At 62.1% G+C, this 25,895-nt stretch carries 19 protein-coding genes, 1 tRNA gene and 1 pseudogene; 6 read left to right on the forward strand and 15 right to left on the reverse strand.

Annotated features, from left to right (window positions below; genetic code table 11):
• Positions 1-28: 28 nt before the first annotated feature.
• Both ACQ4W0_RS06765 and ACQ4W0_RS06770 read left to right on the forward strand, forming a co-directional pair.
• Positions 29-104, forward strand: a tRNA-Lys gene (locus ACQ4W0_RS06765).
• Positions 105-208: 104 nt separating this feature from the next.
• Positions 209-619 (forward strand): hypothetical protein, encoded by a 411-nt coding sequence (locus ACQ4W0_RS06770; RefSeq protein ID WP_436576053.1) that lies wholly within the window; start codon positions 209-211, stop codon positions 617-619.
• Positions 620-622: 3 nt separating this feature from the next.
• Here ACQ4W0_RS06770 and ACQ4W0_RS06775 read toward each other — a convergent pair whose 3' ends face one another.
• Both ACQ4W0_RS06775 and ACQ4W0_RS06780 read right to left on the reverse strand, forming a co-directional pair.
• The gene (locus tag ACQ4W0_RS06775; RefSeq protein WP_436576054.1) at positions 623-1,090 is read right to left on the reverse strand and encodes a hypothetical protein; all 468 of its coding nucleotides are present in this window, start codon (positions 1,088-1,090) and stop codon (positions 623-625) included.
• Between the two features lie 39 nt (positions 1,091-1,129).
• Complete coding sequence (locus ACQ4W0_RS06780) at positions 1,130-2,176, reverse strand: lysozyme inhibitor LprI family protein (protein ID WP_436576055.1); 1,047 nt, start codon at positions 2,174-2,176, stop codon at positions 1,130-1,132.
• A gap of 174 nt (positions 2,177-2,350) precedes the next feature.
• On the opposite strand from ACQ4W0_RS06780, the gene ACQ4W0_RS06785 reads away from it, so the two are divergent.
• Positions 2,351-4,507 carry a prolyl oligopeptidase family serine peptidase gene (locus tag ACQ4W0_RS06785; protein ID WP_436576056.1) on the forward strand — a complete coding sequence of 719 codons (2,157 nt, stop codon included), beginning with the start codon at positions 2,351-2,353 and terminating at the stop codon, positions 4,505-4,507.
• A gap of 55 nt (positions 4,508-4,562) precedes the next feature.
• Here the strand turns inward: ACQ4W0_RS06785 and ACQ4W0_RS06790 are convergent, their stop codons facing one another.
• From ACQ4W0_RS06790 to ACQ4W0_RS06810, 5 genes are all read right to left on the reverse strand, one after another.
• On the reverse strand, positions 4,563-5,855 hold the full coding sequence (locus ACQ4W0_RS06790) for an MFS transporter (RefSeq protein ID WP_436576057.1): 1,293 nt from the start codon (positions 5,853-5,855) through the stop codon (positions 4,563-4,565).
• Between the two features lie 156 nt (positions 5,856-6,011).
• Positions 6,012-6,743 carry a BON domain-containing protein gene (locus tag ACQ4W0_RS06795; protein ID WP_436576058.1) on the reverse strand — a complete coding sequence of 244 codons (732 nt, stop codon included), beginning with the start codon at positions 6,741-6,743 and terminating at the stop codon, positions 6,012-6,014.
• A 104-nt stretch (positions 6,744-6,847) separates the two neighbouring features.
• Complete coding sequence (locus tag ACQ4W0_RS06800) at positions 6,848-7,540, reverse strand: hypothetical protein (protein WP_436576059.1); 693 nt, start codon at positions 7,538-7,540, stop codon at positions 6,848-6,850.
• A gap of 149 nt (positions 7,541-7,689) precedes the next feature.
• On the reverse strand, positions 7,690-9,411 hold the full coding sequence (locus ACQ4W0_RS06805; RefSeq protein ID WP_436576060.1) for a dipeptidyl-peptidase 3 family protein: 1,722 nt from the start codon (positions 9,409-9,411) through the stop codon (positions 7,690-7,692).
• 109 nt (positions 9,412-9,520) lie between these two features.
• On the reverse strand, positions 9,521-10,120 hold the full coding sequence (locus ACQ4W0_RS06810) for a short chain dehydrogenase (RefSeq protein WP_436576061.1): 600 nt from the start codon (positions 10,118-10,120) through the stop codon (positions 9,521-9,523).
• 113 nt (positions 10,121-10,233) lie between these two features.
• On the opposite strand from ACQ4W0_RS06810, the gene ACQ4W0_RS06815 reads away from it, so the two are divergent.
• Positions 10,234-11,151 (forward strand): LysR family transcriptional regulator, encoded by a 918-nt coding sequence (locus ACQ4W0_RS06815; protein WP_436576062.1) that lies wholly within the window; start codon positions 10,234-10,236, stop codon positions 11,149-11,151.
• A gap of 9 nt (positions 11,152-11,160) precedes the next feature.
• On the opposite strand, the gene ACQ4W0_RS06820 is transcribed toward ACQ4W0_RS06815, so the two are convergent.
• The 3 genes from ACQ4W0_RS06820 to ACQ4W0_RS06830 are packed head-to-tail and all read right to left on the reverse strand — an operon-like array spanning position 11,161 to position 15,487.
• The gene (locus ACQ4W0_RS06820; RefSeq protein ID WP_436576063.1) at positions 11,161-12,639 is read right to left on the reverse strand and encodes an efflux transporter outer membrane subunit; all 1,479 of its coding nucleotides are present in this window, start codon (positions 12,637-12,639) and stop codon (positions 11,161-11,163) included.
• A 40-nt stretch (positions 12,640-12,679) separates the two neighbouring features.
• On the reverse strand, positions 12,680-14,278 hold the full coding sequence (locus ACQ4W0_RS06825) for a DHA2 family efflux MFS transporter permease subunit (RefSeq protein ID WP_436576064.1): 1,599 nt from the start codon (positions 14,276-14,278) through the stop codon (positions 12,680-12,682).
• A gap of 6 nt (positions 14,279-14,284) precedes the next feature.
• The gene (locus ACQ4W0_RS06830; RefSeq protein ID WP_436576065.1) at positions 14,285-15,487 is read right to left on the reverse strand and encodes an HlyD family secretion protein; all 1,203 of its coding nucleotides are present in this window, start codon (positions 15,485-15,487) and stop codon (positions 14,285-14,287) included.
• A gap of 137 nt (positions 15,488-15,624) precedes the next feature.
• Here ACQ4W0_RS06830 and ACQ4W0_RS06835 point away from each other — a divergent pair, with 137 nt between their 5' ends.
• Positions 15,625-16,344: a TetR/AcrR family transcriptional regulator gene (locus ACQ4W0_RS06835; RefSeq protein WP_436576066.1), complete on the forward strand. Its 720-nt coding sequence runs from the start codon at positions 15,625-15,627 to the stop codon at positions 16,342-16,344.
• Between the two features lie 23 nt (positions 16,345-16,367).
• Here ACQ4W0_RS06835 and ACQ4W0_RS06840 read toward each other — a convergent pair whose 3' ends face one another.
• From ACQ4W0_RS06840 to aceE, 5 genes and pseudogenes are all read right to left on the reverse strand, one after another.
• On the reverse strand, positions 16,368-17,537 hold the full coding sequence (locus ACQ4W0_RS06840; protein ID WP_436576067.1) for a hypothetical protein: 1,170 nt from the start codon (positions 17,535-17,537) through the stop codon (positions 16,368-16,370).
• 428 nt (positions 17,538-17,965) lie between these two features.
• A pseudogene (locus tag ACQ4W0_RS06845) lies at positions 17,966-18,167 on the reverse strand (oxidoreductase dimerization domain-containing protein); the annotation flags it as partial.
• Positions 18,168-18,233: 66 nt separating this feature from the next.
• Positions 18,234-20,012 (reverse strand): dihydrolipoyl dehydrogenase, encoded by a 1,779-nt coding sequence (gene lpdA / locus ACQ4W0_RS06850; RefSeq protein WP_436576068.1) that lies wholly within the window; start codon positions 20,010-20,012, stop codon positions 18,234-18,236.
• Positions 20,013-20,022: 10 nt separating this feature from the next.
• Entirely contained in the window at positions 20,023-21,684 is a 1,662-nt protein-coding gene (gene aceF / locus ACQ4W0_RS06855) for a dihydrolipoyllysine-residue acetyltransferase (protein WP_436576069.1), read from the reverse strand.
• A gap of 94 nt (positions 21,685-21,778) precedes the next feature.
• Positions 21,779-24,475 (reverse strand): pyruvate dehydrogenase (acetyl-transferring), homodimeric type, encoded by a 2,697-nt coding sequence (gene aceE / locus ACQ4W0_RS06860; RefSeq protein ID WP_436576070.1) that lies wholly within the window; start codon positions 24,473-24,475, stop codon positions 21,779-21,781.
• Positions 24,476-25,009: 534 nt separating this feature from the next.
• Between aceE and folD the strand changes: the two genes are divergently transcribed.
• Entirely contained in the window at positions 25,010-25,855 is an 846-nt protein-coding gene (folD, locus tag ACQ4W0_RS06865; protein ID WP_298410066.1) for a bifunctional methylenetetrahydrofolate dehydrogenase/methenyltetrahydrofolate cyclohydrolase FolD, read from the forward strand.
• Positions 25,856-25,895: the final 40 nt, after the last annotated feature.

Here is a 25,895-nt window from a genome sequence, read left to right on the forward strand (position 1 = left end):
TCAACTGATATATAATGCGGCCTCTTTCGGGTCGTTAGCTCAGCTGGTAGAGCAGCGGACTTTTAATCCGTTGGTCGCAGGTTCGAATCCCGCACGGCCTACCACGAATGCGCAGTACTAAAAAGCCCATCCTCACGGATGGGCTTTTTTCGTTTCCAGCCCTCGCGGTTATACTGGCGCTTCGTCTTGCCAGCCCTGAAAGAAATGCATGAAACTTGCCGTCACCCTCCTCCTGGCCGCCGCCTGCCTGTCCGCGCAGGCGCAAGCACAAGTACAGCCGCCCATCGTGCTCGACGGCCAGTACAGCGCGCGCACGGACGAGATGAGCCTGCAGATCATCGGCAACCGCGTCTGCTTCGCACCCGACAAGGCGCAATGGGGCCGTTTGCCCCGCCCCGCAGCGACGCACGATGCGTGGTTCTGCTTTTCCAACGATGGCGAGGCGCGCCGGTTGCTGCGCGTAACCGCGCGCCAGGCCGACAATTGCGGCTGGCAAGCCCGCGCGCGCATCGTCATTGACACCTATCAAGCGTATGTGGAACAGGGCGATGGCAACGACATGGCCCGCCTGGCGTCGGTCATCAAGGTGGCGCAACCGAATGCCATCGCCTGCGAATAAACGTTAGTCGAGTTCATATTCCTGCAGATAGCGCGCCAGCAATTCTCCATCCGAAAGCGGACACACAAACCCCGCACCCCAGTCGGCCAGCAACAGCTGCTCTTTTAATGGCAGCAGCAACAATTGCGGCATACCATCGCTGCACCACAAATCCACCACGATGCCGTCATCACCCAGGCCGGCAAACAGGGTTTCCGTCTTCTCGCCGCCAAAGGCCAGCACGTTCTTGCATTCCACCCGGTAACTGCTGTAGCCCGTGTAGACGGCGTCATACGGCGGCAAGGTGTCCGCCAGCGCCAGCCGCAGCTGATCGGCCGTGAGGCCCAGCGCGCGCAGTGGCGACGGCGGCGCCTCGGGCACGTACATCTGCGTCCAGCCGGCACCGCTGCGGTGCGCATCGGCGAACGCCTGCTGCTCGCCCATCTGCGTCAAACAGTGCTGCAAATTATCCAGCGGCAGCAATTCGATCATGCAAAAATCATCTTCGTGGTAATACGCTTCCCGCATGGCTTAATTCTCCAGCAAATCTTGCAGTTGTGCATTGCGCCGCGCCGTCAGCAGGCCGGCCCAGGTCTCGCTCGTCACGGACGGATAACGCACGGCGCCGAAATTCATCCAGGCATCGCGGTACGCCAGCCACAGGCGCTGGGTGGCGCGGATGCCATCCTTGCCCACCGCACCCGCATAGGTTTCCGCCGGCTTTTTCATCAGCTTGCCGTAGATTGCGTTGAGTTCCTTGTCGAGTGCCGCCACTTGCGCCTTCGACATGCTTGCAGGCAGCTTGCCCGCTTCGTACTCGCGCACATCGTGCGCCAGCAAATCGAGCTCGGCCGTGCGGGCGGCGATGCTCAGGGCGGCGCGTGCCGTGCCACTCAAATCCGTTTCATGGGCCACGCGCGCATCGGCAAACTTGCTTGCCGCCGTCTGCAGCTTTTGCAGCGACGCTTGCGCCACGGCCGGCATGCTTGCGCTGACTTTGCCTGTCGCCTGCGCGCGCACGCGCTGCTTCTGGCGCGCATCGATGGCGCTGCACACGCCCATCATGTAGCCGCTGGTAATGTCGTCGCACAAGTCGATCATGCCGCGCCCGCTGGCATTGATCTGCTGCAAATGTTCTATGCGCCCCTGCATCTCGGCCGGCGCCGCATCGATGCTGCACGCATATTTGAGCGCCAGCAGCGGGTCTTTCTGCACGCCCTGTCCATTTTGGTACAGCATCATCAGCACGGCGCTGTTTTGCGTTGCCATGGCGCAATGTCGCGCGGGACGCCAGTCGGCAGGCTTGGGCGAGGACATACTCTTGGTATCGTAATACAGCTCGTTCGCCTGGCACTGCTGCAACGATGCCACGGCGGACGGCGCCGGCAGGTCGGCCGGCGGCGGTGCCGCATCCTTGACCTTCAGGCAAGTCGCATACCAGGCCGTGCTTTCTGCGTGGCCCACGCCCATGGCGCTGGTATTCGGGTACGGAGCGGTGGCAGCTGCAAAAACCGGGGCAGCCAGCAGGCAGCTCGCGCCCAGCAATGCCGTTTTCAATAAGGGTAGACAAATTTTCATGTTCAGGCAGCGCCAGCGTGAGTAAAGCGGCAAGTTTAACTGATCAGCCAGGCTGCGCCCGCCCGATACACGCCCATTCCGCCTGGTAAGTAACGGTACTCAGCCTTGGCAGTGCAGGAATCGATGGGCAATAATGTTGCCCGCTGTACTTTTTTCACTTCCCGGACCACGCCCATGACCTCACCCCGTCTTCGCCGTTCCCTAGGCTCCCTGCTGATCGCAGCAGCCTGCGCCTCGCTGGCAACGACCATCCACGCCGCCGATACCACGGCGGCTATACCAGTTGCCACCACGCAAACGCAAGCCAAACACGCCATCACGCATGAAGACGTATGGCTGATGAAACGGGTGGGTGCGCCCGTCGCCAGCCCGGATGGACGCTGGGCCGTGTTTTCCGTCGTCGACAGCGCCTACTCCAGCCAAGAGCAATGGTCGGACCTGTGGATCAAGTCGCTGCTTGACGACAGCCCCGCGCGCCGCCTGACCTACTCCAAGGGCGGCGAAAGCGCCGTGGCCTGGTCGCCGGACAGCCGCCAACTGGTGTTTGTCGCCAAGCGCGACGGCGATGAAGCGGGACAGATTTACCGCCTCGACGTGGCCGCTGGCGGCGAAGCGCAGCGCCTGACCTCGCTGACCCTGGGTGCGCGCCTGCCGAAATGGAGCCCTGACGGCAAGCAATTGCTGTTCATCAGCGACATCTATCCAGGCAATAAGACGGAAAGCGATGTCAAGCAAAGCGCCAAAGAGCGCAAGGACCGCAAATACAGCGCCCGTTCGTATGAAACGACGGCACCGCGCTATTTCGACAAATGGCTGACCGACAAGCAAGTGCGCCTGTTCATCGTCGACGCGCAGTCCGAGTCAACGCCGCGCGACATCCTGTCGGGCACGCAACTGGTCACCTTGCCGGGCTTCGGCGGCGGCCAGGGCGACGAAGGCCAATCGCTGGACGCCGTCTGGACGCCGGATGGCAAGGCCGTCGTCTTCAACGCGGCCACCAACCACGATGCGGCCCAGCGCGAAGCCGTGTATTCGCAACTGTATTTACTGCCCGTGGCGGGCGGCGAGGCGCAGCGCTTGACGCAGGACAAACATAGCTACGGTTCCTTGAAATTTGCCGCCGACGGCAAGACTCTGTTCGCCCTCAGCGACGCGCAAACGCCGGGCAAGGTGTATGACGTGAAACGCCTGGCCAGCTTCGCCTGGCCAATGAGCAACCCTGCGCCAACGATATTGACGGCCAAGCTGGACCGGTCGATTTCGCGCTTCGTGCTGCCCGAAAGCGGCAAGCGCGTCGTCTTCAGCTACGAACATGCGGGCCTGGAAAAGCTGTACTCGATCGACGCCAGGGGTGGCGAGATGCGTGAAGAACCATCCTTGCCGACGGGCAGCATCAATTCGCTGAGCAGCGGCGGCAAGGCCCTGGTGGGCGTATGGGAATCCGCCATCAACCCACCGGAAATCTATGCCTTCAACGGCAAGCAGCCAAAGCGCCTGACGGCCGTCAACACGGACAAGGCCAATAAAATCGACTGGCAGGCGCCCGAGCATTTCTGGTTCACCACGGCTGACGGCCGCCAGATCCACAATATGCTCGTCAAGCCGGCCAACTTTGACCCGAACAAGAAATACCCGCTGTTTACCGTCATCCACGGCGGCGCGGCCAGCATGTGGCGCGACCAGTTCGTGCTGCGCTGGAACTATCACTTGCTGGCCAAGCCCGGCTACGTTGTCTTGCTGACCGACTACAAGGGATCAACCGGCTATGGCGAAGAATTCTCGCGCTCGATTCAATTCGACCCATTGAAGGGCCCTGGCGATGAAGTCAACCAGGGCGTCGATGAAGCCATCAAGAAGTACCCCTTCATCGACAGCACGAAACTGGCCGCCGGCGGCGCCAGCTATGGCGGCCACCTGGCCAACTGGCTGCAAGCGACCACCACGCGCTACAAGGCCATCATTTCGCACGCGGGCGAAATGGATCTGATCATGCAGTGGGGCACCAGCGACGGCGGTTTCGGCCGTGAAACCAATGCGGGCGGCCCCGTCTGGTCGAACCTGTCCGTGTGGCGCGACCAAAGCCCGGTCATGCAAGCGGGCAACCATGAAAAAGGCACGGGGTTTACGAGCCCCATCCTGATCACCGTGGGCGAGCTCGACTACCGCGTGCCGGCCAACAATGCCTTGATGAACTTTGCCGTGCAACAACGCCTGAATGTGCCGGCGAAATTGCTCGTGTTCCCGGACGAAAACCACTGGATCTTGAAGGGCGAGAACAGCCGCTTCTTCTACAGCGAAGTTGAGGGCTGGCTGGCGAAGTATTTAAAATAATCCTGCTGCGCTCTGCTTGAAAAGCCAGGTTCCTCTGACGCGGGCCTGGCTTTCTTCATGCCGGCTGGGCGGCGGCCAGGGCCGCCTTCTGGCGCTGGATCGCCAGCACCAGCAGCGCCGCTACGAGGCAGGCGGCGCCGGCGGCAAACAGGGCCGGGTTGTAGGTCAGCATCAGGGTGCGGATGCGGCCCGCGCCATAGGCGGCCACGGCGGCGCCCAGCTGGTGGCCAGCGAAGATCCAGCCAAACACCATGCCCGCCCGCTCCCTGCCAAACGTGGCCCCCACCAGCTTGACCGTGGGCGGCACGGTGGCGATCCAGTCCAAGCCATAGAACATGGCGAACAGCGACAGGCCGTACAGGGTGAATTCCGAATACGGCAGCCAGAACAAGGACAAGCCCCGCAAGCCGTAGTACCAGAACAGCAGCTTGCGGTTGTCATAGCGGTCCGACAGCCAGCCGGACAAGATCGTGCCGAACAGGTCGAAGGCGCCCATCATGGCCAGCACGGAGGCGGCCGGCACGGCGGACAGGCCCGAATCGCCGCACAGGGAAATGAAGTGCGTCTGGATCAGACCGTTGGTGCTGAGGCCGCAGATGAAAAACGTGCCAAAGAGTATCCAGAAGGTGCGATTGGCAGCCACGCTGCGCAAGATCAAAAAAGGCGTGGCAAACGTCATTGTCGCCGCAGGCGCCGCCACCAGGGGCGTGGCCGGATCGGCGCCGTACGGACGCAGGTCCACATCCTGCGGCCGGTTGCGCATGCACAGGAAGGCCAGCACGGCAACGATGGCGCAGCTGGCAAACACGGGCATGACGGCAGTGCGCCAGCCGAAGTGCTCGATCAGCCAGGCGCCTACGGGCAGGAACAGCAGCTGGCCCGTGGCCGAGCTGGCCGTCAGCACGCCCACCACCAGGCCCCGGTGCGTCTCGAACCAGCGGTTCGCCACCACGGCACTCAAGACCAGCGCCGTCATGCCCGAACCCAGCCCCAGCAGGATGCCCCACAGGGCGACCAGGTGCCAGAACTGCGTCATGCGCGTCGCCAGCAGCATGCCGGCAGCGATCAGCCCCAGGGCCACGCAGATGACATTGCGCAAGCCGAAGCGCTCCATCAGGATGGCGGCAAACGGCCCCATCAAGCCAAACAGCATGAAGCGCACGGCCAAGGCCGAGGAAATCTGCTCGGCATCCCAGCCGAATTCGCGGCTCAAGGGTTGCATCAGCGCCCCCGGCAAGCCCAGCGCGGCCGACGACGTCAAGGCCGTGAGGAAGGTAATGGCGACGATGACCCAGGCAAAGTGGATGCCGCGCCGCTCCAGCCATTGCGAAAAAGGATAGGAAAGCATGCTGCCCTCATGAGTAAAAGTGGATGCCGACCAGCACGAGCCAGCAAGATTTTCTCATATTATATTACGATCGTAATTTATACAATCAAAAAAAACTGGAGCGACACTGCTGCGTGCCACTCCAGTCCTGGCTGCAAGACTTATGAAAAATGCGGTTCACTTCACCTTCAAGCCATTCTTCACATCCGTCACGCCTTCCACGCCGCGGGCCAGGTCGGCGGCTTTTTTCACTTGCGCCTGGGAAGGCACGAAGCCGCTGAGCATGACGACGCCGTTCACCGTTTCCACGTGCACGTCCAGCGCTTTCAAGTCACTGTCCTTGACGAGGTCTGCCTTGATCTTGGTGGTGATGACGGAGTCTTCCACTGCCACCTTGGTGCTGCTGGCCGCATTGCGCGTCACGCAGGCAGCCTTGGCCGTGGCATCCATGGCGTCGCAGTTTTCTTTCGTCATGGCAGGCGGATTTTGCGCCACGTTGGTGCCAGCCCTGGCACCCGTGTTGGCGTCAGCCAGCGCGGCCGTTTTCGCCGCCTTGGCATCATTCATGCACGTGGTTTTATCGCCTCCCGTGCGGTCGCCGCACTTGGCCTTGGCCAGGTCATACTCGGTATTGGCGACATCCTTGCGGACCTTACCCAGTTCGCGCGGCGTGTTGCGGTATTGGGCCACGGCGTCCGAATCGGCCTTGGTGCGCGCCACCTTGGCTTCTTCCACGCAGACTTTTTTCGCGTTGCCGCTGTGGGCATCGCAGGCAGCCTTGGCCTGTTTGTAGTCGGCCGTTGCCTTGTCCGTCAAACTCTTGTACGAGGCATCCTGCGCATACGCGGGCGTGGCGGCAAGCAGGGCGCTGGCACTGGCGGCCAGCATGAGTGCGATCATTTTGTTCATGGTGGTTCCTCTCTGATTAGTTGATGCCCAGATTAGACCCCTGCCGCACGCAAAGCTCCGTGCGACAGCACACGCTGACCGGCCATCCTCGTAAAAATCAGCGTTTATTTGTCGCCGCTCAAGCCCTTTCGCCACAATACTTGCGCCTGTTCAAATGGTGAAGCGGCCCCAGCAAATGCGCCTTCCCCATCCGCCAGCGCCAGCCATGCCTGCGTGGCGTGGGAACTGCCCGCGCTATCGCCGCCGGCGCGCACGCCGCGCATCCAGGCCAGCACATCAGGGTATTGCCCGGGGTGGCGTCCATGCATCCAGGCCAGGGCAACCAGGTCCGCATAGGCCTCTTCGCGGCGCGTCTCGCGCAGCTCCTGCGCCAACGCTGTCAACTTGCCCCGCTGCCTGCCGAGCGGCTCAACAAAGCCGCGTGGCAAGGCGTGCCAGTCGCCCTGTGCATAGCGCTGGCAATGGCCGATTTCATGCGCCGTCATCGTTTCGATCATCATGCCTTGGCGCGCCGGCAGTACATCTTGCAAGACACTGTCCGCCTGCGTATTGCCGCGCAGCGACAGCACCAGCTTGCAGCGCCCCGCTTCGTAGCCCAGCGCCAGCGGCACGGCACCGGGCGCATCCTGGGGCTGCACGATGATATCGATGGGCAAACCTTGCGCGCGCGCAAACGCGATGACGGGCTGGCCCGCCTGCAGCCAGCGGCTTTCCAGATCGGTGAGCTGGGCGGCAGCCACGGCGGGCGCAGGGGATAAAGCGATGAGCAAGCTCATCAGCAAGAGCGGATTTGGCATGGGATAGACGGGACGAAAGAGAAACAACTACTGCAGAGTAAGCGGTGAAAATATTTCCACAAGGAAAAACTGGCAACTTTTCAGAAAGAAGGCAAAAAAAAACCGGCGCAGGCGCCGGCTTTGCAGACTGACAATAGTCAAGGTCAGGTTTATTTCTTCGTCGCTTTATCCAGGGCGCGGGCCGTGACGAATTCCGGGCGGATATCGTTCGGCACGGCCTTCATCTTGTCGAGCGCGACCTGCACCTCAGGACGGATGACCACGTACTTGCTCATCAACGCTTGCGCGCGCGCATAGTCGCCCGTCGCCTCGATGGTCAAGAATTCACGGTCCAGGTCGATCACGGCCTGTTTGATCTTGGAAAAGTCGACGCCGAACTTGCCGTCGCCCAGGGAAACAAAGCCGCCCTTGTCGAGGATGTAATTCATCTGGATGGCCATGCCGCGCGCGTGCGAATCGGTCAGGCCGAAATGCAGGGTGCGGAAACCGGAGGCGAGGAAAGTGTTGTACAGCTTGCGCTCGGCCACGTCGCCCTGGCCCAGGGTATCGTTGAGTTGCCCTTTGTCCATCATGTAGCGCAGCGCGTACAGGCCCGTAATGTCGGCCTTGGCTTCTTCGATGGTGGAATACGCTTCCTTCAAGTCCTGGCGCGGCGTGGATGGCTTGCCATCGACGACGGTGGCATGCGGGCCCAGGCCATGCATGATTTCATGCGCGAGGATGTGCGTGAAGAAGGAGTTGAAATCCACGTCCTGCTGCGCTTCTGGCGTGAGTACCAACTTGGAAATCGGCGTCAGTGTGGCCTTGAACTTGGCTTCCTGCACGTTTTTCAGCATCACGCGCTTGGAGCCGCGCGCGCTGATGATACGCTCGTCGTTGGGCAGGTTGTAGGCGGCTGTCTGCACGGCCATGTTGCCGTCGCCAGCGCCATACACCTGGTTGACCACCACCATCGGCGCCAGCGCGCCCACTTTCGGGTTGCGGTACTGGGCGTCGAGCGGCAGGTTGTCTTCCAGCTCCTGCATGTGCTTGGCGAAGAAGTTGAGCTTTTGCGTTTCCGCTTGATCGCGGATGTTCACGTACGCCTCGAACGCGGCCTTGTAGCCGAACAGCTCGTCGTTATACGTTTCATACGGGCCGATGGTGATGTCGACGGGCGAATCGAGGTCCATCCAGGCAAAGTCGGATGGCAGGTAATCGTTGTCGAGAAAAGCCTTGGCGCGCAGGGTGAGGAATTTCTTCAGCGATGCATTGTCCGTGGCAGCCGCCGCCTCGTCGAGCAGCTTGGCCAGCTGTTTCAGCTCCACCTTGTACTCGTCCGAATACTTGACGGTCTGATACTTTCCATCCTTGCCCGCGCGGATGGTGGTGAAGAACCATTGCGCCTGCTGCTTGTCGTCCGCCGACAAGCCATTCATCCACGATTCCAGGCTGGCCTTGGTGGCGCCTTGCGGATAGAAATTGCCCGCTTCCGGCTTGTGCGCGGGAATGGCGATGCCGGCATAGCTGGCCGGCATGAACGATGCATGCGCATCGAGCACCGACCATGGGCCCTTGTTGATCCAGAAATAATTCAGACGGGCCTGGCCCAGCTTTGATTTGTCCTTCTTCAAGGCAGCCCACAACGCTTCATTGCCGGACCAGCGCTGGCGCAGCTGCAGTACGTCGACCAGCTTGGCCGCTTCGACCAGCTTGGCGATGGCCTGGCGGTCGCCTGCGGACAGGTGCGTGACATCGGCGGTCAGCGCGACGGGCGCATAGCGGGCGCTCATGGTGGTCAGTTGTTGCGCGGTAGCCGGGGTGCCCGGCGTTGCGGCGCAGGCGCTGCCGACGGCGGCAGCCATCAGCAGGGGAATCAGGAGTTTTTTCATGGAGGTCTCGGTTGGATTTTTCTCAGGCGCGGCCAGCGCGGATCGCGCGCTACCACTTTCTTGCTCAGCCTGCGATTGTCCCACCTGCCCCCATGGCATGGCAAGCGGCTTACCAGACCTTGTACACCTGCCCCGTCTGCGCCCCTTCCACGCTGCGGCTGTAAGCGAGCGCCACGCGGCTGGCGGCGGCTGGCTCGAAGCCGTAGAAGAAGGGGCCATACGCTTCCAGCGATTCGGCCAGGACCGTGGGGCTGACGGCATTGATGCGCACGCCACGCGCCAGTTCGATGGCGGCGCCCCGCACGAAGCCTTCCACGGCCGCATTCGTCATGCTGGCGGCCGCGCCGAAGCGGATAGGCTGCTCGGCCACGATGCCGCTGGTGAGGGTGATCGAGCCGCCGTCGTTCAGGTATTCCTGCGCCACCAGCGCCACGTTGACCTGGCCCATCAGCTTGCTGTCCAGACCCAGCTGGAATTGCTCGGGCGTGAATTCGGCCAGGGGGCCGAAATGCAGCTTGCCGGCCGTGACGACGACAGCGTCGACCTTGCCGATGCGCTTGAACAGGGAGCGCACTTGCGCGATGTCGCCCATGTCGGCCTGGTGCGTGCCACTGCGGCTGCCCACTTCGATGATTTCATGGCGTTGCGCCAGTTGGGCGGCGACGGCCGTGCCGATGGTGCCGCTGGCGCCGATGATGACGATTTTCATGCTGCTTCCTTGTGTGGGTTGAACGATGGAGCCAGTATGCGCCGCTTACAAAAAGGAATAAATACGCTAGAATTTACAAGATTACCAACCCAAAGTTTGCAATCAAGGTAGCCATGGATAAATTGCGCAGCATGGAGATTTTTGTCGCCGTCGTCGATGCGGGCAGTTTCACGGCCGCTGCCGATGCGTTCCAGATTTCGCCTGTGATGGTCGGCAAGCACATTAAATACCTGGAAGAGCGGCTGGGTGCGCGGCTGCTGGCGCGCACCACGCGGCGGCAAAGCCTGACGGAAATCGGCCAGCAGTATGTGGAACAATGTCGCCAGATCCTGGCCAGCATCCATGCGGCCGAACGTGGCGCGGAAGCCATGCGCACGGCGCCGCGCGGCAAGCTGAAAATCACGGCGCCCGTATCCTTCGGCAGCGAGTGCATCGCGCCGCTGCTGGCCGACTACCTCGATGCGTATCCGGAAGTGAGCCTGGAATTGAACTTGAACGACAGGACGGTGGACCTGGTGGAAGAAGGGTTCGACGCGGCCATCCGCATCGGCAAGCTGGAAGATTCCGGCATGGTGGCGCGCGCACTGCGACCGTATGCGATGGTGATCTGCGCCGCGCCCGCCTACCTGGCCAGACACGGCACACCGCGCACGCCGGCCGACCTGGCGCGCCACGAATGCCTGGACTTCATGCAGTGGACGCGCCATGTGCGCTGGCGCCTGGCCAGGAGCGGCGACGACGATGGCAGCCCCGTGCGCGAGAGCCGCTTCCGCTCGAACAATGGACAGGCACTGCGTGTGGCGGCCCTGCACGGCTTTGGCATCGTCATGCAGGCGGAGATCCTGATGGCCGACGATATCGCGGCGGGCCGCCTGGTGCCGCTGCTGGCCGACTACGTGCCGGCGCCGCGCCCCATGCACCTGCTGTATCCGCGCGACCGCCAGCCCACGCCGAAGCTGACGACTTTCATCGATTTTCTGCTCGAACGCTACGGGCCGGCGGCGACACCGCCACCGGCCACGCTCACGTAACCATTGTGCTTAGTTCACCTTCGCGGCCGGCGCGGACGCCAGCCTGGCCAGCTCGCCTTCCGGCTGCCAGCCGGCACCTAAAGAGCGGGCCACGGCTACCGTCGCCAGCAAACGCTGAGTCTTGATCTGTGCGGCGGCGCGGTCCGCTGCCAGCGAACTGCGCTGCGCATCGGTCACGTCAAGGTAGGTCGAGATGCCACGCTCGTAACGCGTGCGCGCCACCAGATAGGCACGCGCCGCCGCTGCCTGCGACAGGGCCTGGGCATCACCCTGCAACTGGCGCTGCTCCACGTCGGACAAGGCGTCTTCCACTTCGCGCAAGGCCGTCAGCAGCTTGGTTTCGTGATTCGCCACGGCTTCCGCATAGCGCGCCTTGGACAGGTCCAGGTTGGCCTGGTTGCGGCCGCCGTCGAAGATCGGCAGGGACAGGGCCAGCGGGCCAAAGCTGAACTGGCGCGAACCGCCCTGCGCCAGGTCGCGCAGTTTTTCGGATGCGTAGCCGAAATTGCCCGTCAATTGCAGCGACGGATAAAACGCCCCTTCGGCGACGCCCACTTGTGCGTTCGCCGCGCGCAGGCCCGCCACGCTGGAAACCAGGTCGGGACGGTGCGCCAGCAGGCTGGCCGGCAAGCCGACGGGAATGGCGGGCGGCAGCGGCAAGCTGGAAGGTTCGGCGGCCACCAGCAATTGCAGCGCCGACGGCGGCTTACCCGTCAGGGTGGCCAGGCTGTTTTCCAGCTGGTTGCGCTGGCGCTTGACTTCATGCAGGTCGGCCTGCGCGTTCGACAGTTCGACTTTCGCGCGCGCCAGGTCCAGCTCATTCGTCAGTCCCGCATTGAAACGCGCCTCGACCAGCTGCGCCGACTCGCGGCGCGTGTCCAACGCGCCATTCAGGATGGCCATTTCCGCGTCGAGCCCGCGCAGCTGCCAGTAATTGCTGGCCACTTGCGCCGACAGCATCAGCAGCACGCCATCGCGGTCGGCCTGCGCCGCCAGCGCCTGCGAATCGGCCGCTTCGACCATGCGCTTTACACGGCCCAGCAGATCGACTTCGTACGACAGCGAACCGCCCACGGAGAAGTTATTACCGCTGATGGAGCGGTTGCCCAGGGCCAGGCCCTGCGAGGTATTGGCCGAGGTGCGCGAGTTCGAAATACCCGTGCTGACATTCACGCTCGGCCCCTGCTTGGCGCGCGCCGTGCCGCTTTGCGCCAGCGCCTGCAGCAGGCGCTCGCCGGCGGCTTTCACACCGGGATTGTCCTGCAGCGCGCTGTGCTCGAGGCGGTCCAGGGTGGCGTCGCCGTAGATGCTCCACCACTCTTTGGGCAGCTGGGCGGCATCCGCTGCGGCAGCGCCATGGCGGAAAACGCCGTTGTCGATGCCGGCCACATTCGCCGGAGCGGTGAAATCCTGGCCCACGGTGCCGCAGGCGGAGAGCGCCACGGCAAGGGAAGCGGCCAGCGCGATTTTCGTCAATACTGTTTGCATGATGTGTACCTTCTTGTTCTTGAGGTGTTTGCGTGGGCGGTCAATGACCGCCGCCACCGCCACCGGGGGCTTTGAGTTTGTCGGCCAGCCACAGGGGCACGATGCAGGCCAGCAGGATGGCGCCGATCAGGAAAAAGCCATCGTTGTAGGCCATCACATAGGCTTCGCGGCGCACGATGCCGTCGATCGCCTGCAAGGCCTGATTGCCGGCCGTGACGGCGTCATAGCCCTTGGCCATGAACGAGGACGTCAGCTGGTCGATGCGCAGCTGCGTGGCGCTGGAATACGCATTGATCGCTTCACCCAGGCGCTGCGAGTGGAAGTGCTCGCGGGTGCTCAGGGCCGTGGCCAGCAAGGCGATGCCGATCGAACCGCCCAGGTTGCGCGTCATGTTGAACAGGCTCGAAGCGGACGGCATGTCCTTCGGCGCGATGCCCTTCATGGCGAAGTTCGACAGGGTCAGCATGACGAAAGGCTGGCCCAGCGCGCGCACCACCTGCGACCACAGCAGCTGGTCGTAGCCGGTGGAAGCATCCATGTAGGCATTCATCATGCACGAGCCGCCGAACAGCAGCAGGCCGAACGAGCACAGGATGCGGTTGTCCACCACCGACGACAACTTGGCGACGAAGGGCATGATGAACAGCTGCGGCAAGCCCACCCACATGATGACTTCACCGATCTGCATCGGCGAATAGCCGGCGATCTGGCCCAGGAACAGGGGCAGCAAAAAGGCCGAGCCATACAGGCCCATGCCCGTCACGGCCGACAGCACGGTGGCGACCAGAAAATTGCGCTGGCCATACAAGGCCAGGTTGACGAACGGCTCGGCGCGCGTGGCGCTGGTGACGACCCAGCCCAGGATGCCCGTCAGGGCCAGCGCGGCGAAGGCGATGATGAAGCCCGAGTCGAACCAGTCCTTCGAGTTGCCCTCTTCCAGGAAGATGGTCAGGCAGCCCAGGCCCAGGGCCATGAAGAAGATGCCCAGCCAGTCGGCTTTCCAAAACATCTCCAGCTTCATCGGCTCCTTGTCCAGGCCATAGATCATGCCGGCGATCAGCAGCACGCCTGGCACCCAGTTGATGTAGAAGATCGAAGGCCAGCCATACAGCTCGGACAGGTAACCGCCAAGGGTCGGGCCCATGGCCGGCGCCAGGGTGGCCGTCAGACCGAAAATGGCCATGCCGACGGCGCGCTTCGACGGCGGCAGCTTGAGCATCACCAGGGTGAACGCCATGGGGATCAGGGCGCCGCCGGTGAACCCCTGCAACATGCGGAAGACGATCATGCTTTCCAGGTTCCAGGCCGTGCCGCACAGGGTGGAGAACAGCAGGAAGAAAGCGGTGGTGCCGATCATGTAGGTGCGCAAACCGAACACGCGCGCCAGTAGCGCGGTGAGGGGAATGACGATAATTTCCGCCACCAGGTAGGCCGTGGAAATCCACGAGCCCTCTTCCTGGGTGGCCGACAGCGAGCCAAGGATATCCTTGAGCGAGGAGTTGGTGATCTGGATGTCGAGCACCGCCATGAAGGCGCCCAGCATGCCGGCGGCGACCGCCAGCCAGGTACGCCCGGAGACTTTCTCGCTGATCACGGGAAACGCCGGCGATGCCGCCGGTGTGGTGGAAGGGCTGCTCATGGAAGCTTAGCGGGCGGCGGTCTGCGTGGCTGAAGCAGCTGGCGCGGCGGCGTGGCGCGCGTCCTTGTCCGACACGGGCTGGTTCACTTCCACTTCGGCGATCACCGACATGCCCGGCACCAGGCGACCATTCATGGCCTTGATGTCTTCCGGCTGGAAGACGATTTTCACGGGCACGCGCTGGACGATCTTGGTGAAGTTGCCGGTCGCATTATCGGCCGGCAGCAGCGCGAATTGCGCGCCCGAGGCAGGCGCGAAGCTGTCGACCGTGCCCACCAGTTTCTTGCCCGGCATGGCGTCGATGGTCACGTGCACGCTCTGGCCGCGGTGCAGGTCGGCCAGCTGCGTTTCCTTGAAGTTGGCGGTGACCCAGACGTTGTCTTGCACGATGGCCGTCAATTGCTGGCCAGGCTGCACGCGCATGCCCGTTTCCACATTGCGCTTGCCGATGCGGCCGGCGACGGGGGCCAGAACGCGGTTGTATTGCAACTGCTGTTCCGCGTCTTTCAATTGCACGCGCAGCACGGCCACCTGGGCCTTGGCCACGTCGCGCGCAGCTTGCGCCGCACCAATCTGCGCCTTGGCGGCGGAGGCGCTGTCGCGGCGGGCAGCCAGGTCGGCCACGGCGCTCGAACGGGCCGCGTTGGCGGCGTCCAGTTCCGCTTTCGAGACGGCTTTCATCTGGCTCGTGTACAGCTGGCCATAACGCTCCGCATCCTGTTTCGCGCGCAGCAGTTGCGCGTCGGCTTGCGCCACTTGCGCCTGGGCGGCGCTGGCTTGCGCCTGCACTTGCGCGATCTGCGCGTCGGCTTGCAGCACTTGCTGCTCGGCGCTGGCGATCTGCGCGGCGATCTGCTCGGTTTTCACGCGCTGGTCGAACGGATCGAGTTCGGCGATCACGTCACCCTCTTTCACCATTTGATTGTCGTCGATGAAAACCTTGGTGACGACGCCGGAAATGCGCGCCGAGACGGGATGCACGTGGCCGGACACATAAGCATTTTCCGTTTCCACGAAATAGTGGCTGCGGTACCACATGCGCGCGCCGGCGCCCAGCGCGACGAGGACGATCAGGCCGGCGATGATTTTCACGCGGTTATTCGGTGCAGCGGAGCTGGCAGAAGCGGCGGGCGCGGAAGGTGCGGCAGGGGCCGCGGGTGGGACGGCGCTCAGCACCTTGTGCTCTGCTTGACCTGGCTGGTTGGACATACTCGCTCCGAAAATGAAATGATATAGGTTCATTATTGGACAAAGAAAAGCGCTTGTCAAGAAATGAAACGATTGCATTTCATTTTAATTTGCACTACAGTGTGAGCCATCACTAACCTTATAAAGAGACCCAGACCATGTCCGATCCCGGCCTCAGCGACACCTTGCCCACCGATACAGAATCCGACGCCGCCGCCCAGGAGCTTTCCTGCTGCGGCAAGCCAGCCGGGCGCCCGCGCGCGGCCGACATGGAGGCGCGCATGGAAAACCTGCTGCACACGGCGGGCTGCCTGTTTCTGGAAAAAGGGTATGGAAAGGTGAGCCTGGAAATGATCGCCCGCGAAGCCCATGTGGCCGTGCGTACGATTTATGTGAAATTTGGCGGCAAGTCGGGCTTGTTCAATGCCGTGGTGGAACTGCGCCGCGCCGCCTATTTCTCGACCATGCCGGCGCTGGAAACGGATATGCGGCCCCTGCCCGCCATCCTGAGTGAGTTCGGCCTGCTGTTCGTGCAACTGGTCACCATGCCCGCTGCCATCCGCCTGAATCGCATGGTGGTGGCCGAAGCGGCCACCCACCCGGAACTGGCGGAAACGTTTTACAAGGTGGGACCGGGACAGACGCGCGAGATGCTGAGCAAGTTTTTCAGCCGCCCCGACATCGCGCCGCTGTTTCGCGCGGAGTTGACGCCCGCCATCCTGGCGCTACACCTGCTCAATTGCCTGCTGGGAGATCAGATGTCGCGCCTGCTGTTTCCGCCGCAGACGCAACCGGATGTGGCACAACTGCGCGCCAAGGTAGCGCTCAGCCTGGACCTGTTCCTGCGTGGCACCTTGCACCAGCCGCTCGCGGCCTGAAGCCGGGCGGATTGACTGGGAAGTCAGCCAGGGCGACTACAATCTTCCGGCACCGCCACTGCGGCACGCTCATCGCTCAAGCCCAACGCCCGCAGGAAAGGTTGGGCCGCCGACGGGTCATCAAGATTAAGTGAAGACTCACTTCCATCATGGCGTTCCGGGCCATAGCGCATCAGGTCGAACGAAGTTTCAAAGCGCTGCGCCAGGAAGTAGGTGCGGAAGTAATCGAAGGCAAACGCCACCTGGCCATCGGCCAGCAGCAACAAGCCATGCGCATGCAGCGGCGCCAGCCAGTCCCTTGCCGCCATGTTCCAGCCCTTCACGCCGCAATAGTCGCTGGCAAAACGCTGCAGCTCCCCTTCGCCGAGGAACAGGGTCTTGGCTTCGAACATCACGAACGCCAGCTCGATGAGGAATTCGCGCGCATCGGCAGCCACGCCAGCGTCCTCACGCTGTCGCGCGCCCGCCTTGCCCAGCAAGCAATCGAAATAGGCGCGTTCGCCTGCCAGCTGCGGCAGCAAAGTGGCAAACACATACTCGGCATCCATCTGCCCCGTTTCCTGTCCATTCGGCGTGTACAGCACCGACAGGGCGAAGTTCTTGCTCACTTCGTCGAACTCGCGCAGGGAGACCTTCCAATGCGTGCCTGGCGCGTCACCATCGGCTCCGCCTGTGACAAACTCCAGCACGGAAAACGCCGCCATCTGGCCATGCGCACCGTACAGGTTGCCGGGATTGCTCTTGAACAGGATGCCTAGCGACTTCATCAGCGAACTGGCCTCACCCGTGTGCTGGTGGCCGTGGAACACGGCGTGGATATTCTTGTAGTGCGCGCGCTGCTCGGCACTGGCGTGCTCATCGGCGGAGAAAAAACTGAAGCCGGCATTGCCCAGCGCCGCAGCCGCGACACCCTGCACGCGGCTGCCCGGCACCAGGTAGAAACGCGCACCGGGAAAGCTGGCCGCCTGCAGCAAGGGACGCAGGAAATATTCGTAGACATACAGGGGCGTCGTGCCGGCACAGGCGTCCAGCGCCACCAGCTGGCCCGTGAAGAAAATCGCATCGATCTGCTTGCCCGCCGCCAGGATAGCAGCCACATCCTGGTACAAGGCATGCAGCATCACGGCTTGCTCTTGCTCATCAGCCCGACGCAAACGAATATCGGCAATATGAAGGGCGGTAAACTTTTTCATTGTTGCAAAACTTTCTTAGGGCCTATCCCAGTAGGGAGCGTCTTCTGCTGGCAGAACATCAGGAGCGCGGACAAGGCGTGAGGAGGATGTGTGGCAAGCCACGCGACGACGATCAACGCAATCCCCGTTTCTGAGGGGCGCCAGCAGGGGACGTATTCATCTACGGGGACAGGCTCTCAGTACAGCGGAACTTGACCGACCCACACACTGGCAACATTCCTGGAAAAATCACACGCTTCTGTTGAAGCAAAAGCAGAATATGCTTTCAGACCTCCATTCTGCCATTTTTTCCATACGGCAATACTCTCCAATTTTCACATCGGGCGGATTCGCCACGGCCCGTCTGCGGTTTACGCTGCCAGGATCAAGGGAAATAAAAAAACCGGGAACACGTCCCGGTTTTTTTAGTACTGAAAGTTAACTCTTTATCAGCGTTTTCGCGGCGGCGGCAAGTCCGTGCACACGCCTTCGTAGACTTCAGCGGCCATACCAATCGATTCACCCAGCGTCGGGTGCGGGTGGATGGTCTTGCCGATGTCGGTGCCGTCGCAGTCCATTTCGATGGCCAGCGCGATTTCGCCGGGTTCACCTGTCGTCCGTATGCGTGCCGACGATGGTGCTGCCGATGAGGTGTTTAATCGTAGTTGGATAATAAAAAACCCCGCAATCGCTTGCGGGGTTTTTAGTGTTACAACATCAGCGCTTGCGTGGCGGCGGCAAGTCCGTGCATACGCCTTCGTAGACTTCAGCGGCCATACCAATCGATTCACCCAGCGTCGGGTGCGGGTGGATGGTCTTGCCGATGTCGGTGCCGTCGCAGCCCATTTCGATGGCCAGCGCGATTTCGCCGATCATGTCGCCCGCATGCGTGCCGACGATGGTGCCGCCGATGATGCGGTGCGTTTCCGCGTCGAACAGCAGCTTGGTGAAGCCTTCGGCGCGGCCATTGGCCACGGCGCGGCCGGAGGCGGCCCACGGGAAGTGGCCTTTCTCGACCTTGATGCCCTTGGCTTTCGCTTCGTCTTCCGTGATGCCGGCCCATGCCACTTCCGGGTCCGTGTAGGCAACCGATGGAATCACCTTGACGTCGAAGTGCGACTTCTGGCCGGCGGCAGCTTCCGCTGCCACGTGGGCTTCATGCACGGCCTTGTGCGCCAGCATCGGCTGGCCGACCAAATCGCCGATGGCGAAGATATTCGGCACATTGGTGCGCATCTGGCTGTCGACTTCGATGAAGCCGCGGTCCGTGACGTTCACGCCGGCCTTGTCGGCGGCGATCTTCTTGCCGTTCGGGCTGCGGCCCACGGCGACGAGCACCAGGTCGTAGACTTGCGGCGCTGGTGCCGTGGCGCCCGCTTCGGCCGCTTCAAACGTGACCTTGATGCCTTCCGGCAGTGCCTCGACGGCCACCGTCTTGGTCTTGGTCATGATGTTGTCGAAGCGCTTTTCGTTGAACTTCTGCCACACCTTGACCGCGTCGCGGTCCGCGCCCTGCATCAGGCCATCCATCATTTCGACCACGTCGATGCGCGCGCCGAAGGTGGAATAGACAGTCGCCATTTCCAGGCCGATGATGCCGCCGCCGATGACCAGCATGCGTTTCGGGATCTGGCGCAATTCCAGCGCGCCCGTCGAATCGACGATGCGCGGGTCTTCCGGCACGAACGGCAGTTTCACCACGGACGAACCGGCGGCGATGATGGCTTGCTTGAACTGCACGACTTTTTTCGAACCGTCGCCTGCCGTCACTTCAATGTGGTTGGCGCTGAGGAACTGGCCCACGCCCGTGACCACTTGCGTCTTGCGTGCCTTGGCCATGCCGGCCAGGCCGCCCGTCATGTTCGAGATGACGCCTTCCTTGTACTTGCGCACCTGGTCGATGTCGATCGTCGGCTTGGCAAACGTCACGCCCGTATTGGACATGTGCGCCGTTTCATCGATGACGGAAGCGACGTGCAGCAGCGCCTTCGACGGGATGCAGCCCACGTTCAGGCACACGCCGCCCAGGGTGGCGTAGCGCTCGACGATCACGGTGCTCAGGCCCAGGTCGGCCGCGCGGAACGCCGCCGAATAACCGCCAGGACCGCCGCCCAGCACCATCATGTCGACATCGATGTCGACCTGGCCGCTGTAATTGCCGGCCGGGATGGCGGCGACAGGTGCAGCTGCTGCCGGAGCTGCAGCAGGTGCCGCCGCTGGCGCAGGAGCTGCCGCTGGTGCGGCAGTTGCCGCGCCTTCAGCCGCTTCCACTACCAGCAGCGCGCTGCCTTCGGCGATCTTGTCGCCAACCTTGACCTTGATTTCCTTGACGACGCCCGCGTGGGTCGAAGGAATCTCCATGCTGGCCTTATCCGATTCGACCGTGATCAGCGACTGGTCCACCTTGATGGTGTCGCCTACCTTGACCATCAGTTCGATGACTTCGACTTCCTTGAAGTCGCCGATATTCGGTACTTTTACCTCTACTGTGCTCATCAATCGCTCCTTACAGCAGAATTTTGCGCATGTCGGCCAGGACTTCGCCGAGGTACACGGAGAATCGCGCGCCCATCGCGCCATCGACCACGCGGTGGTCGTAGGACAGCGAGGTACCCATCATCAAGCGTGGCTGGAAGGCCTTGCCATCCCATACCGGCTTGATCGAGGCTTTCGACAGACCCAGGATGGCCACTTCCGGCGCATTCACGATAGGCGTGAAATGCGTGCCGCCGATGCCGCCCAGGGACGAAATGGTGAAGCTGGCGCCCTGCATGTCGGCCGGCTTCAGCTTGCCTTCGCGCGCCTGCAGCGACAGTTCCGTCATTTCGCGGGCGATCTGCGAAACCGACTTCTGGTCCGCGCCCTTGATCACGGGTACTACCAGGCCATTTGGCGTGTCGGCCGCGAAGCCGATGTTGTAGTACTGCTTGAGGATCAGGTTTTCACCTTTGGCGTCGAGCGATGCGTTAAACGCGGGGAATTTCTTCAGCGCGGCAACGGACGCCTTGATCACAAAGGCGAGCATGGTCAGCTTGGCCGCGTCCTTGTTTTTCGCATTGGCGGCGTTGGTGTCGACGCGGAACGCTTCCAGGTCCGTCACGTCCGCTTCGTCGAACTGCGTGACGTGCGGGATCATGACCCAGTTGCGGTGCAAATTCGGACCCGAGATTTTCTTGATGCGCGACAGCGGCAGCAATTCGGTCGTGCCGAACTTGCTGAAGTCCAGCGACGGCCATGGCAGCAGGTCCAGGCCCACGCCCGAACCGCCTTTGGCAGCGACAGGAGCGTTCGGCGCGGCGACAGCGCCCGACATCACGCCCTTGACGAAGTTCTGCACGTCTTCCTGGGTGATGCGGCCCTTCGGACCGGAACCGCCCACGCGGGCCAGGTCGACGCCCAATTCGCGCGCGAACTTGCGGATCGATGGCGACGCGTGCGCCAGTTTGCCATTTGCGGCAGGTGCGGCGGCAGGGGCAGCAGCGGCGACCGGTGCCGAAGCGACGGCGGCGCTTGGCGCGGCAGCAGCTTGCGCGGCCGGTGCAGGAGCGGCGGCAGGGGCAGCAACAGGAGCGGCAGCGCCACCGGTCGTTTCCACCACCAGTACCAGCGAACCCTTGGCCACCTTGTCGCCGACCTTGACCTTCAATTCCTTGACGATACCGGCGTGGCTCGATGGAATTTCCATGCTGGCCTTGTCCGATTCGACCGTCAGCAGCGACTGGTCTACCTTGATCACATCGCCAACCTTGACCATCAGTTCGATGACTTCGACTTCCTTGAAGTCGCCGATATCGGGCACGGTCACTTCGACCAGACCGCCAGCGGCAGCGGGTGCGGCGGCAGGTGCTGGGGCAGCAGCGGGGGCAGCTTCAGCGACAGGTGCTGCAGCCGGGGCGGCAGCGGCGGCAGGCGCAGGCGCCGAGGCGTCGTCCGCCACTTCCAGCAGCAGGACCAGCGAACCTTCGGCGATCTTGTCGCCCACGTTGACTTTCAATTCCTTGACGACACCGGCGTGGCTCGATGGAATTTCCATGCTGGCCTTGTCCGATTCGACCGTGATCAGGGACTGGTCGACCTTGACCGTGTCGCCTGGCTTGACCATCAGTTCAATGATCTCGACTTCCTTGAAATCGCCGATATCCGGGACTTTGACTTCCACAATGCTCATAGCTTGCTCCGTTATTTTATTTGTCAGATGGACCCGCACACATGCCAGGGCGGCACTTTCGCACCACCCTGGCATCATCGGGTCCGCACAACGATTACTGGGTCACCGGATTCGGTTTGTTCGCGTCGATGCCGTACTTGGCGATCGCCTGCTCCACCACCGACACGTCGATCTTGCCTTCGTCAGCCAGCGATTTCAACGCAGCCACGGTGACATAATAACGGTTCACTTCGAAGAACTCGCGCAGCTTGGCGCGGCTGTCCGAGCGGCCAAAGCCATCGGTGCCCAGCACTTTGTAAGTGCGGCCCATCGGCATGAAGGCGCGGATCTGTTCTGCAAACGCGCGCATGTAATCGGTCGTGGCGACGATCGGGCCGTCCGTGTCCTGCAACAGCGACGTCACGTACGGCACGCGCTGCTGTTTCGACGGGTTGACCATGTTCCAACGCTCGGCATCCTGGCCATCGCGGGCCACCAGGGTCAGCGACGGCGCCGACCACACGTCCGCAGCCACGCCCCAGTCGTTGGCAAGCAATTCGGCGGCGAAGATCGATTCGCGCAGAATGGTGCCGCAACCGATCAGCTGTACGCGCAGCTTGGCGTCAGCTTTGCCTTCCTGCAGCTTGTACATGCCTTTCAGAATGCCTTCTTCCTGGCCTGGCTTGATGCCTGGCTGGGCATAGTTCTCGTTCATGATCGTGATGTAGTAGAACACATCTTCCTGGTTGGCGATCATGCGGCGCAGGCCATCCTGGATGATGACGGCGACTTCATGGCTGAAGGTCGGGTCGTACGGCATGCAGGTCGGGATGGTCGCGGCGAAGATATGGCTGTGGCCATCTTCGTGCTGCAAGCCTTCGCCGTTCAAGGTCGTACGGCCAGCCGTGCCGCCCATCAGGAAGCCACGGGCGCGCATGTCGGCCGAAGCCCATACCTGATCGCCGATGCGCTGGAAGCCGAACATCGAGTAGAAGGTGTAGAACGGGATCATGATGCGGTCATTGGTCGAGTACGACGTCGCCGCGGCGATCCACGAGCTCATGCCACCCGCTTCGTTGATGCCCTCTTGCAGGATCTGGCCAGCCTTGTCTTCGCGGTAGTACATAACCTGGTCTTTATCGACCGGCTCGTACAACTGGCCTTTCGGGTTGTAGATGCCGATCTGGCGGAACAGGCCTTCCATGCCGAAGGTACGCGATTCATCGACCAGGATAGGCACAACGCGCTGGCCCAGGTTCGGGTCTTTCAGCAGGGTCGAAATAACGCGCACAAACGCTTGCGTGGTCGAGATTTCACGGCCTTCTGGCGTCGCTTCGAGCACGTTCTTGAACGCATCCAGGCCAGGCACCGGCAGGGTTTCTTCCGATTTCTGGCGGCGCTGCGGCAGGTAGCCACCCAAGGCCTTGCGGCGCTCGTGCAGGTAGACCATTTCCGGCGCGTCGTCGGCTGGCTTGAAGAACGGAATGTCGGCCAGTTTGTCGTCGGGGATAGGCAGCGAGAAGCGGTCGCGCATTTCGCGGATGGCTTCGTCGTCCAGTTTTTTCGTCTGGTGCGCCGTGTTGCGCGCTTCGCCGGACTTGCCCATGCCGTAGCCCTTGATGGTTTTCACCAGCAGGACGGTCGGCTGGCCCTTGTGTTCCTGGGCGATCTTGAAGGCCGCGTAGATCTTGTGCGGATCGTGGCCGCCACGGGTCAGGCGCCAGATGTCGTCGTCCGTCATGTTGGCAACCATTTCCAGCAACTTCGGATGCTTGCCGAAGAAGTGCTTGCGCACGTAGGCGCCGTCTTTTGCTTTGTAATTCTGGTATTCGCCGTCGACGGTTTCCATCATCACGCGCTGCAGGATGCCTTCCTTGTCCTGTGCCAGCAGGGCGTCCCAGCCCGGGCCCCAGATGACCTTGACGACGTTCCAGCCGGCGCCACGGAATTCGCCTTCCAGTTCCTGGATGATCTTGGTGTTGCCGCGCACCGGGCCATCCAGGCGTTGCAGGTTGCAGTTGACCACGATAACCAGGTTGTCGAGCATGTCGCGTGCGGCCAGGCCGATCGCGCCCAGGGACTCTGGCTCGTCCATCTCGCCATCGCCGCAGAAAGCCCAGATCTTGCGGTTGTCGGTCTTGGCGATACCGCGTGCGTGCAGGTATTTCAGGAAGCGCGCTTGATAGATCGCCATGTGCGGGCCCAGGCCCATCGACACGGTCGGGAATTGCCAGAAGTCAGGCATCAGCTTCGGATGCGGGTACGAGGACAGGCCCTTGCCGTCGACTTCCTTGCGGAAGTTCAGCATTTGCTCTTCCGTCAGGCGGCCTTCGAGGAAGGCGCGCGCGTAGACGCCGGGCGAGGAGTGGCCCTGGATGTACAGCAGGTCGCCGCCGTGGTCGGCCGTCGGCGCGTGCCAGAAGTGATTGAAACCAATACCCAGCATATTCGCCAGCGAAGCAAACGAAGACAAGTGGCCGCCCAGGTCGCCGTCGGCGCGGTTGGCCTTGACCACCATGGCCATGGCGTTCCAGCGCATCCACGAACGCAGGCGCTCTTCGTATTCCAGGTTGCCGGGACAGTGTGCTTCTTGCTTGGTGGGGATGGTGTTGACGTAGGCGGTGGTGCTGGAGAACGGGATCTGGGCGCCGCGGCGGCGGGCCAGGTCGACCATGCGCTCCATAAGATAATGCGCGCGTTCCGGACCTTCATTTTCCAGCACGGCTTCGAGTGCGTCCAGCCACTCCTTGGTTTCCTGCATATCCGGGTCGGTGCCGATCTGTGTCGTTACCTGGTTCAGTTGAGCTGACATCTGTTGAGTCTCCTTTGTGAGCGCCCCACCCCGATTTTCCGGATCGCTGTCGGACGGTATTTCGCTGATTATTTACTATTAAGTTGGTTTAGTGTGGGGATTCTAACAGCGTATTTAGTATTTTTCAAATTACGATATTGCATTCCGCATTATGAAATCGCTCTATGAAATTTATGCTGCACTGCCGCAAATTCTGCCCGGAAATTATGATGAGCAGAGTAGCAAATAGCGCCGAAACCGGAAAACTTGCATGCCCTGGCCACCCCTGCTCTACAAGCACATCAGCAAACCGAATTAAAACCCCAGTCGTCCGCACAGGCATACCGGGCCAAGCGGGCCTGAAAAATGTCGAGGGCAAGGCGCGGCGACGCAGACAGTAGCCAGTACGGCAAGGAGCTACAACGCCGCCATCGGCATTTTCTCAGGCCCGCGTCTCTGGCCCGCTTTTTAACATAACGGCTTGGCGCCAAAACCGCCCCTTTGCGCCGCCCGGCTTTATAATCTGTCTTTTCCCTCCCACACAGCCTCCCTACCATGCCAGCACAACTGATCGACGGAATCGCCCTCTCCCAAAAACTGCGCAGCGAGATCGCCACGCGCGCCGCCGCCCTCACGGCCAAGGGCACCCAGCCCGGTTTGGCCGTGATACTCGTCGGCGAAGACCCGGCCAGCCAGGTGTATGTCCGCAACAAGGTCAAGGCGTGCGGCGACGTGGGTTTCCACTCGGTGCTGGAAAAATATGAAGCGGACCTGTCCGAAGCGGACTTGCTGGCGCGCATCGCCAGCCTGAACGCCGACCCGGCCATCCACGGCATCCTCGTGCAAATGCCCTTGCCCAAGCACATCAACCCGCACAAGGTCATCGAAGCGATCTCCACGACGAAAGACGTCGATGGTTATTCCGTCCTGAGCGCCGGCGAACTGATGACAGGCTTGCCCGGCTTCCGTCCCTGCACGCCCTATGGTTGCATGAAACTGATCGAAAGCACGGGCGTGGACTTGCGCGGCAAGCACGCCGTCGTCATCGGCCGCAGCAACACCGTCGGCAAGCCGATGGCCCTGCTGCTCTTGCAAGCGAACGCCACCGTCACCATCTGTCATAGTGCAACGCCGGACCTGGGCCTGTACACGCGCCAGGCAGACGTGGTCGTGGCCGCCGTCGGCCGCCGCAACACGCTGACAGCGGACATGGTCAAGCCGGGCGCCATCGTCATCGACGTGGGCATGAACCGCGACGACGACGGCAAGCTCTGCGGTGACGTGGATTTTGCCGGTGTCAAGGAAGTTGCCTCGCACATCACCCCCGTACCGGGCGGCGTGGGGCCGATGACGATTACCATGCTACTCATGAATACCGTCGAGGCCGCAGAGCGCGTGTAAAAACACCGGGGCGGCCTGACCGCCCCTTTTAATATATGGA

This window comes from Janthinobacterium breve (assembly GCF_051380895.1).
Taxonomy (GTDB): domain Bacteria; phylum Pseudomonadota; class Gammaproteobacteria; order Burkholderiales; family Burkholderiaceae_D; genus Janthinobacterium.

Excerpts from the sequence above, each read along its gene's own strand:
- ACQ4W0_RS06770 (WP_436576053.1), top strand. The coding sequence starts at position 209 with ATGAAACTTGCCGTCACCCTCCTCCTGGCCGCCGCCTGCCTGTCCGCG.
- ACQ4W0_RS06775 (WP_436576054.1), bottom strand. The coding sequence starts at position 1,090 with ATGATCGAATTGCTGCCGCTGGATAATTTGCAGCACTGTTTGACGCAG.
- ACQ4W0_RS06780 (WP_436576055.1), bottom strand. The coding sequence starts at position 2,176 with ATGAAAATTTGTCTACCCTTATTGAAAACGGCATTGCTGGGCGCGAGC.
- ACQ4W0_RS06785 (WP_436576056.1), top strand. The coding sequence starts at position 2,351 with ATGACCTCACCCCGTCTTCGCCGTTCCCTAGGCTCCCTGCTGATCGCA.
- ACQ4W0_RS06790 (WP_436576057.1), bottom strand. The coding sequence starts at position 5,855 with ATGCTTTCCTATCCTTTTTCGCAATGGCTGGAGCGGCGCGGCATCCAC.
- ACQ4W0_RS06795 (WP_436576058.1), bottom strand. The coding sequence starts at position 6,743 with ATGAACAAAATGATCGCACTCATGCTGGCCGCCAGTGCCAGCGCCCTG.
- ACQ4W0_RS06800 (WP_436576059.1), bottom strand. The coding sequence starts at position 7,540 with ATGCCAAATCCGCTCTTGCTGATGAGCTTGCTCATCGCTTTATCCCCT.
- ACQ4W0_RS06805 (WP_436576060.1), bottom strand. The coding sequence starts at position 9,411 with ATGAAAAAACTCCTGATTCCCCTGCTGATGGCTGCCGCCGTCGGCAGC.
- ACQ4W0_RS06810 (WP_436576061.1), bottom strand. The coding sequence starts at position 10,120 with ATGAAAATCGTCATCATCGGCGCCAGCGGCACCATCGGCACGGCCGTC.
- ACQ4W0_RS06815 (WP_436576062.1), top strand. The coding sequence starts at position 10,234 with ATGGATAAATTGCGCAGCATGGAGATTTTTGTCGCCGTCGTCGATGCG.
- ACQ4W0_RS06820 (WP_436576063.1), bottom strand. The coding sequence starts at position 12,639 with ATGCAAACAGTATTGACGAAAATCGCGCTGGCCGCTTCCCTTGCCGTG.
- ACQ4W0_RS06825 (WP_436576064.1), bottom strand. The coding sequence starts at position 14,278 with ATGAGCAGCCCTTCCACCACACCGGCGGCATCGCCGGCGTTTCCCGTG.
- ACQ4W0_RS06830 (WP_436576065.1), bottom strand. The coding sequence starts at position 15,487 with ATGTCCAACCAGCCAGGTCAAGCAGAGCACAAGGTGCTGAGCGCCGTC.
- ACQ4W0_RS06835 (WP_436576066.1), top strand. The coding sequence starts at position 15,625 with ATGTCCGATCCCGGCCTCAGCGACACCTTGCCCACCGATACAGAATCC.
- ACQ4W0_RS06840 (WP_436576067.1), bottom strand. The coding sequence starts at position 17,537 with ATGAAAAAGTTTACCGCCCTTCATATTGCCGATATTCGTTTGCGTCGG.
- lpdA (WP_436576068.1), bottom strand. The coding sequence starts at position 20,012 with ATGAGCACAGTAGAGGTAAAAGTACCGAATATCGGCGACTTCAAGGAA.
- aceF (WP_436576069.1), bottom strand. The coding sequence starts at position 21,684 with ATGAGCATTGTGGAAGTCAAAGTCCCGGATATCGGCGATTTCAAGGAA.
- aceE (WP_436576070.1), bottom strand. The coding sequence starts at position 24,475 with ATGTCAGCTCAACTGAACCAGGTAACGACACAGATCGGCACCGACCCG.
- folD (WP_298410066.1), top strand. The coding sequence starts at position 25,010 with ATGCCAGCACAACTGATCGACGGAATCGCCCTCTCCCAAAAACTGCGC.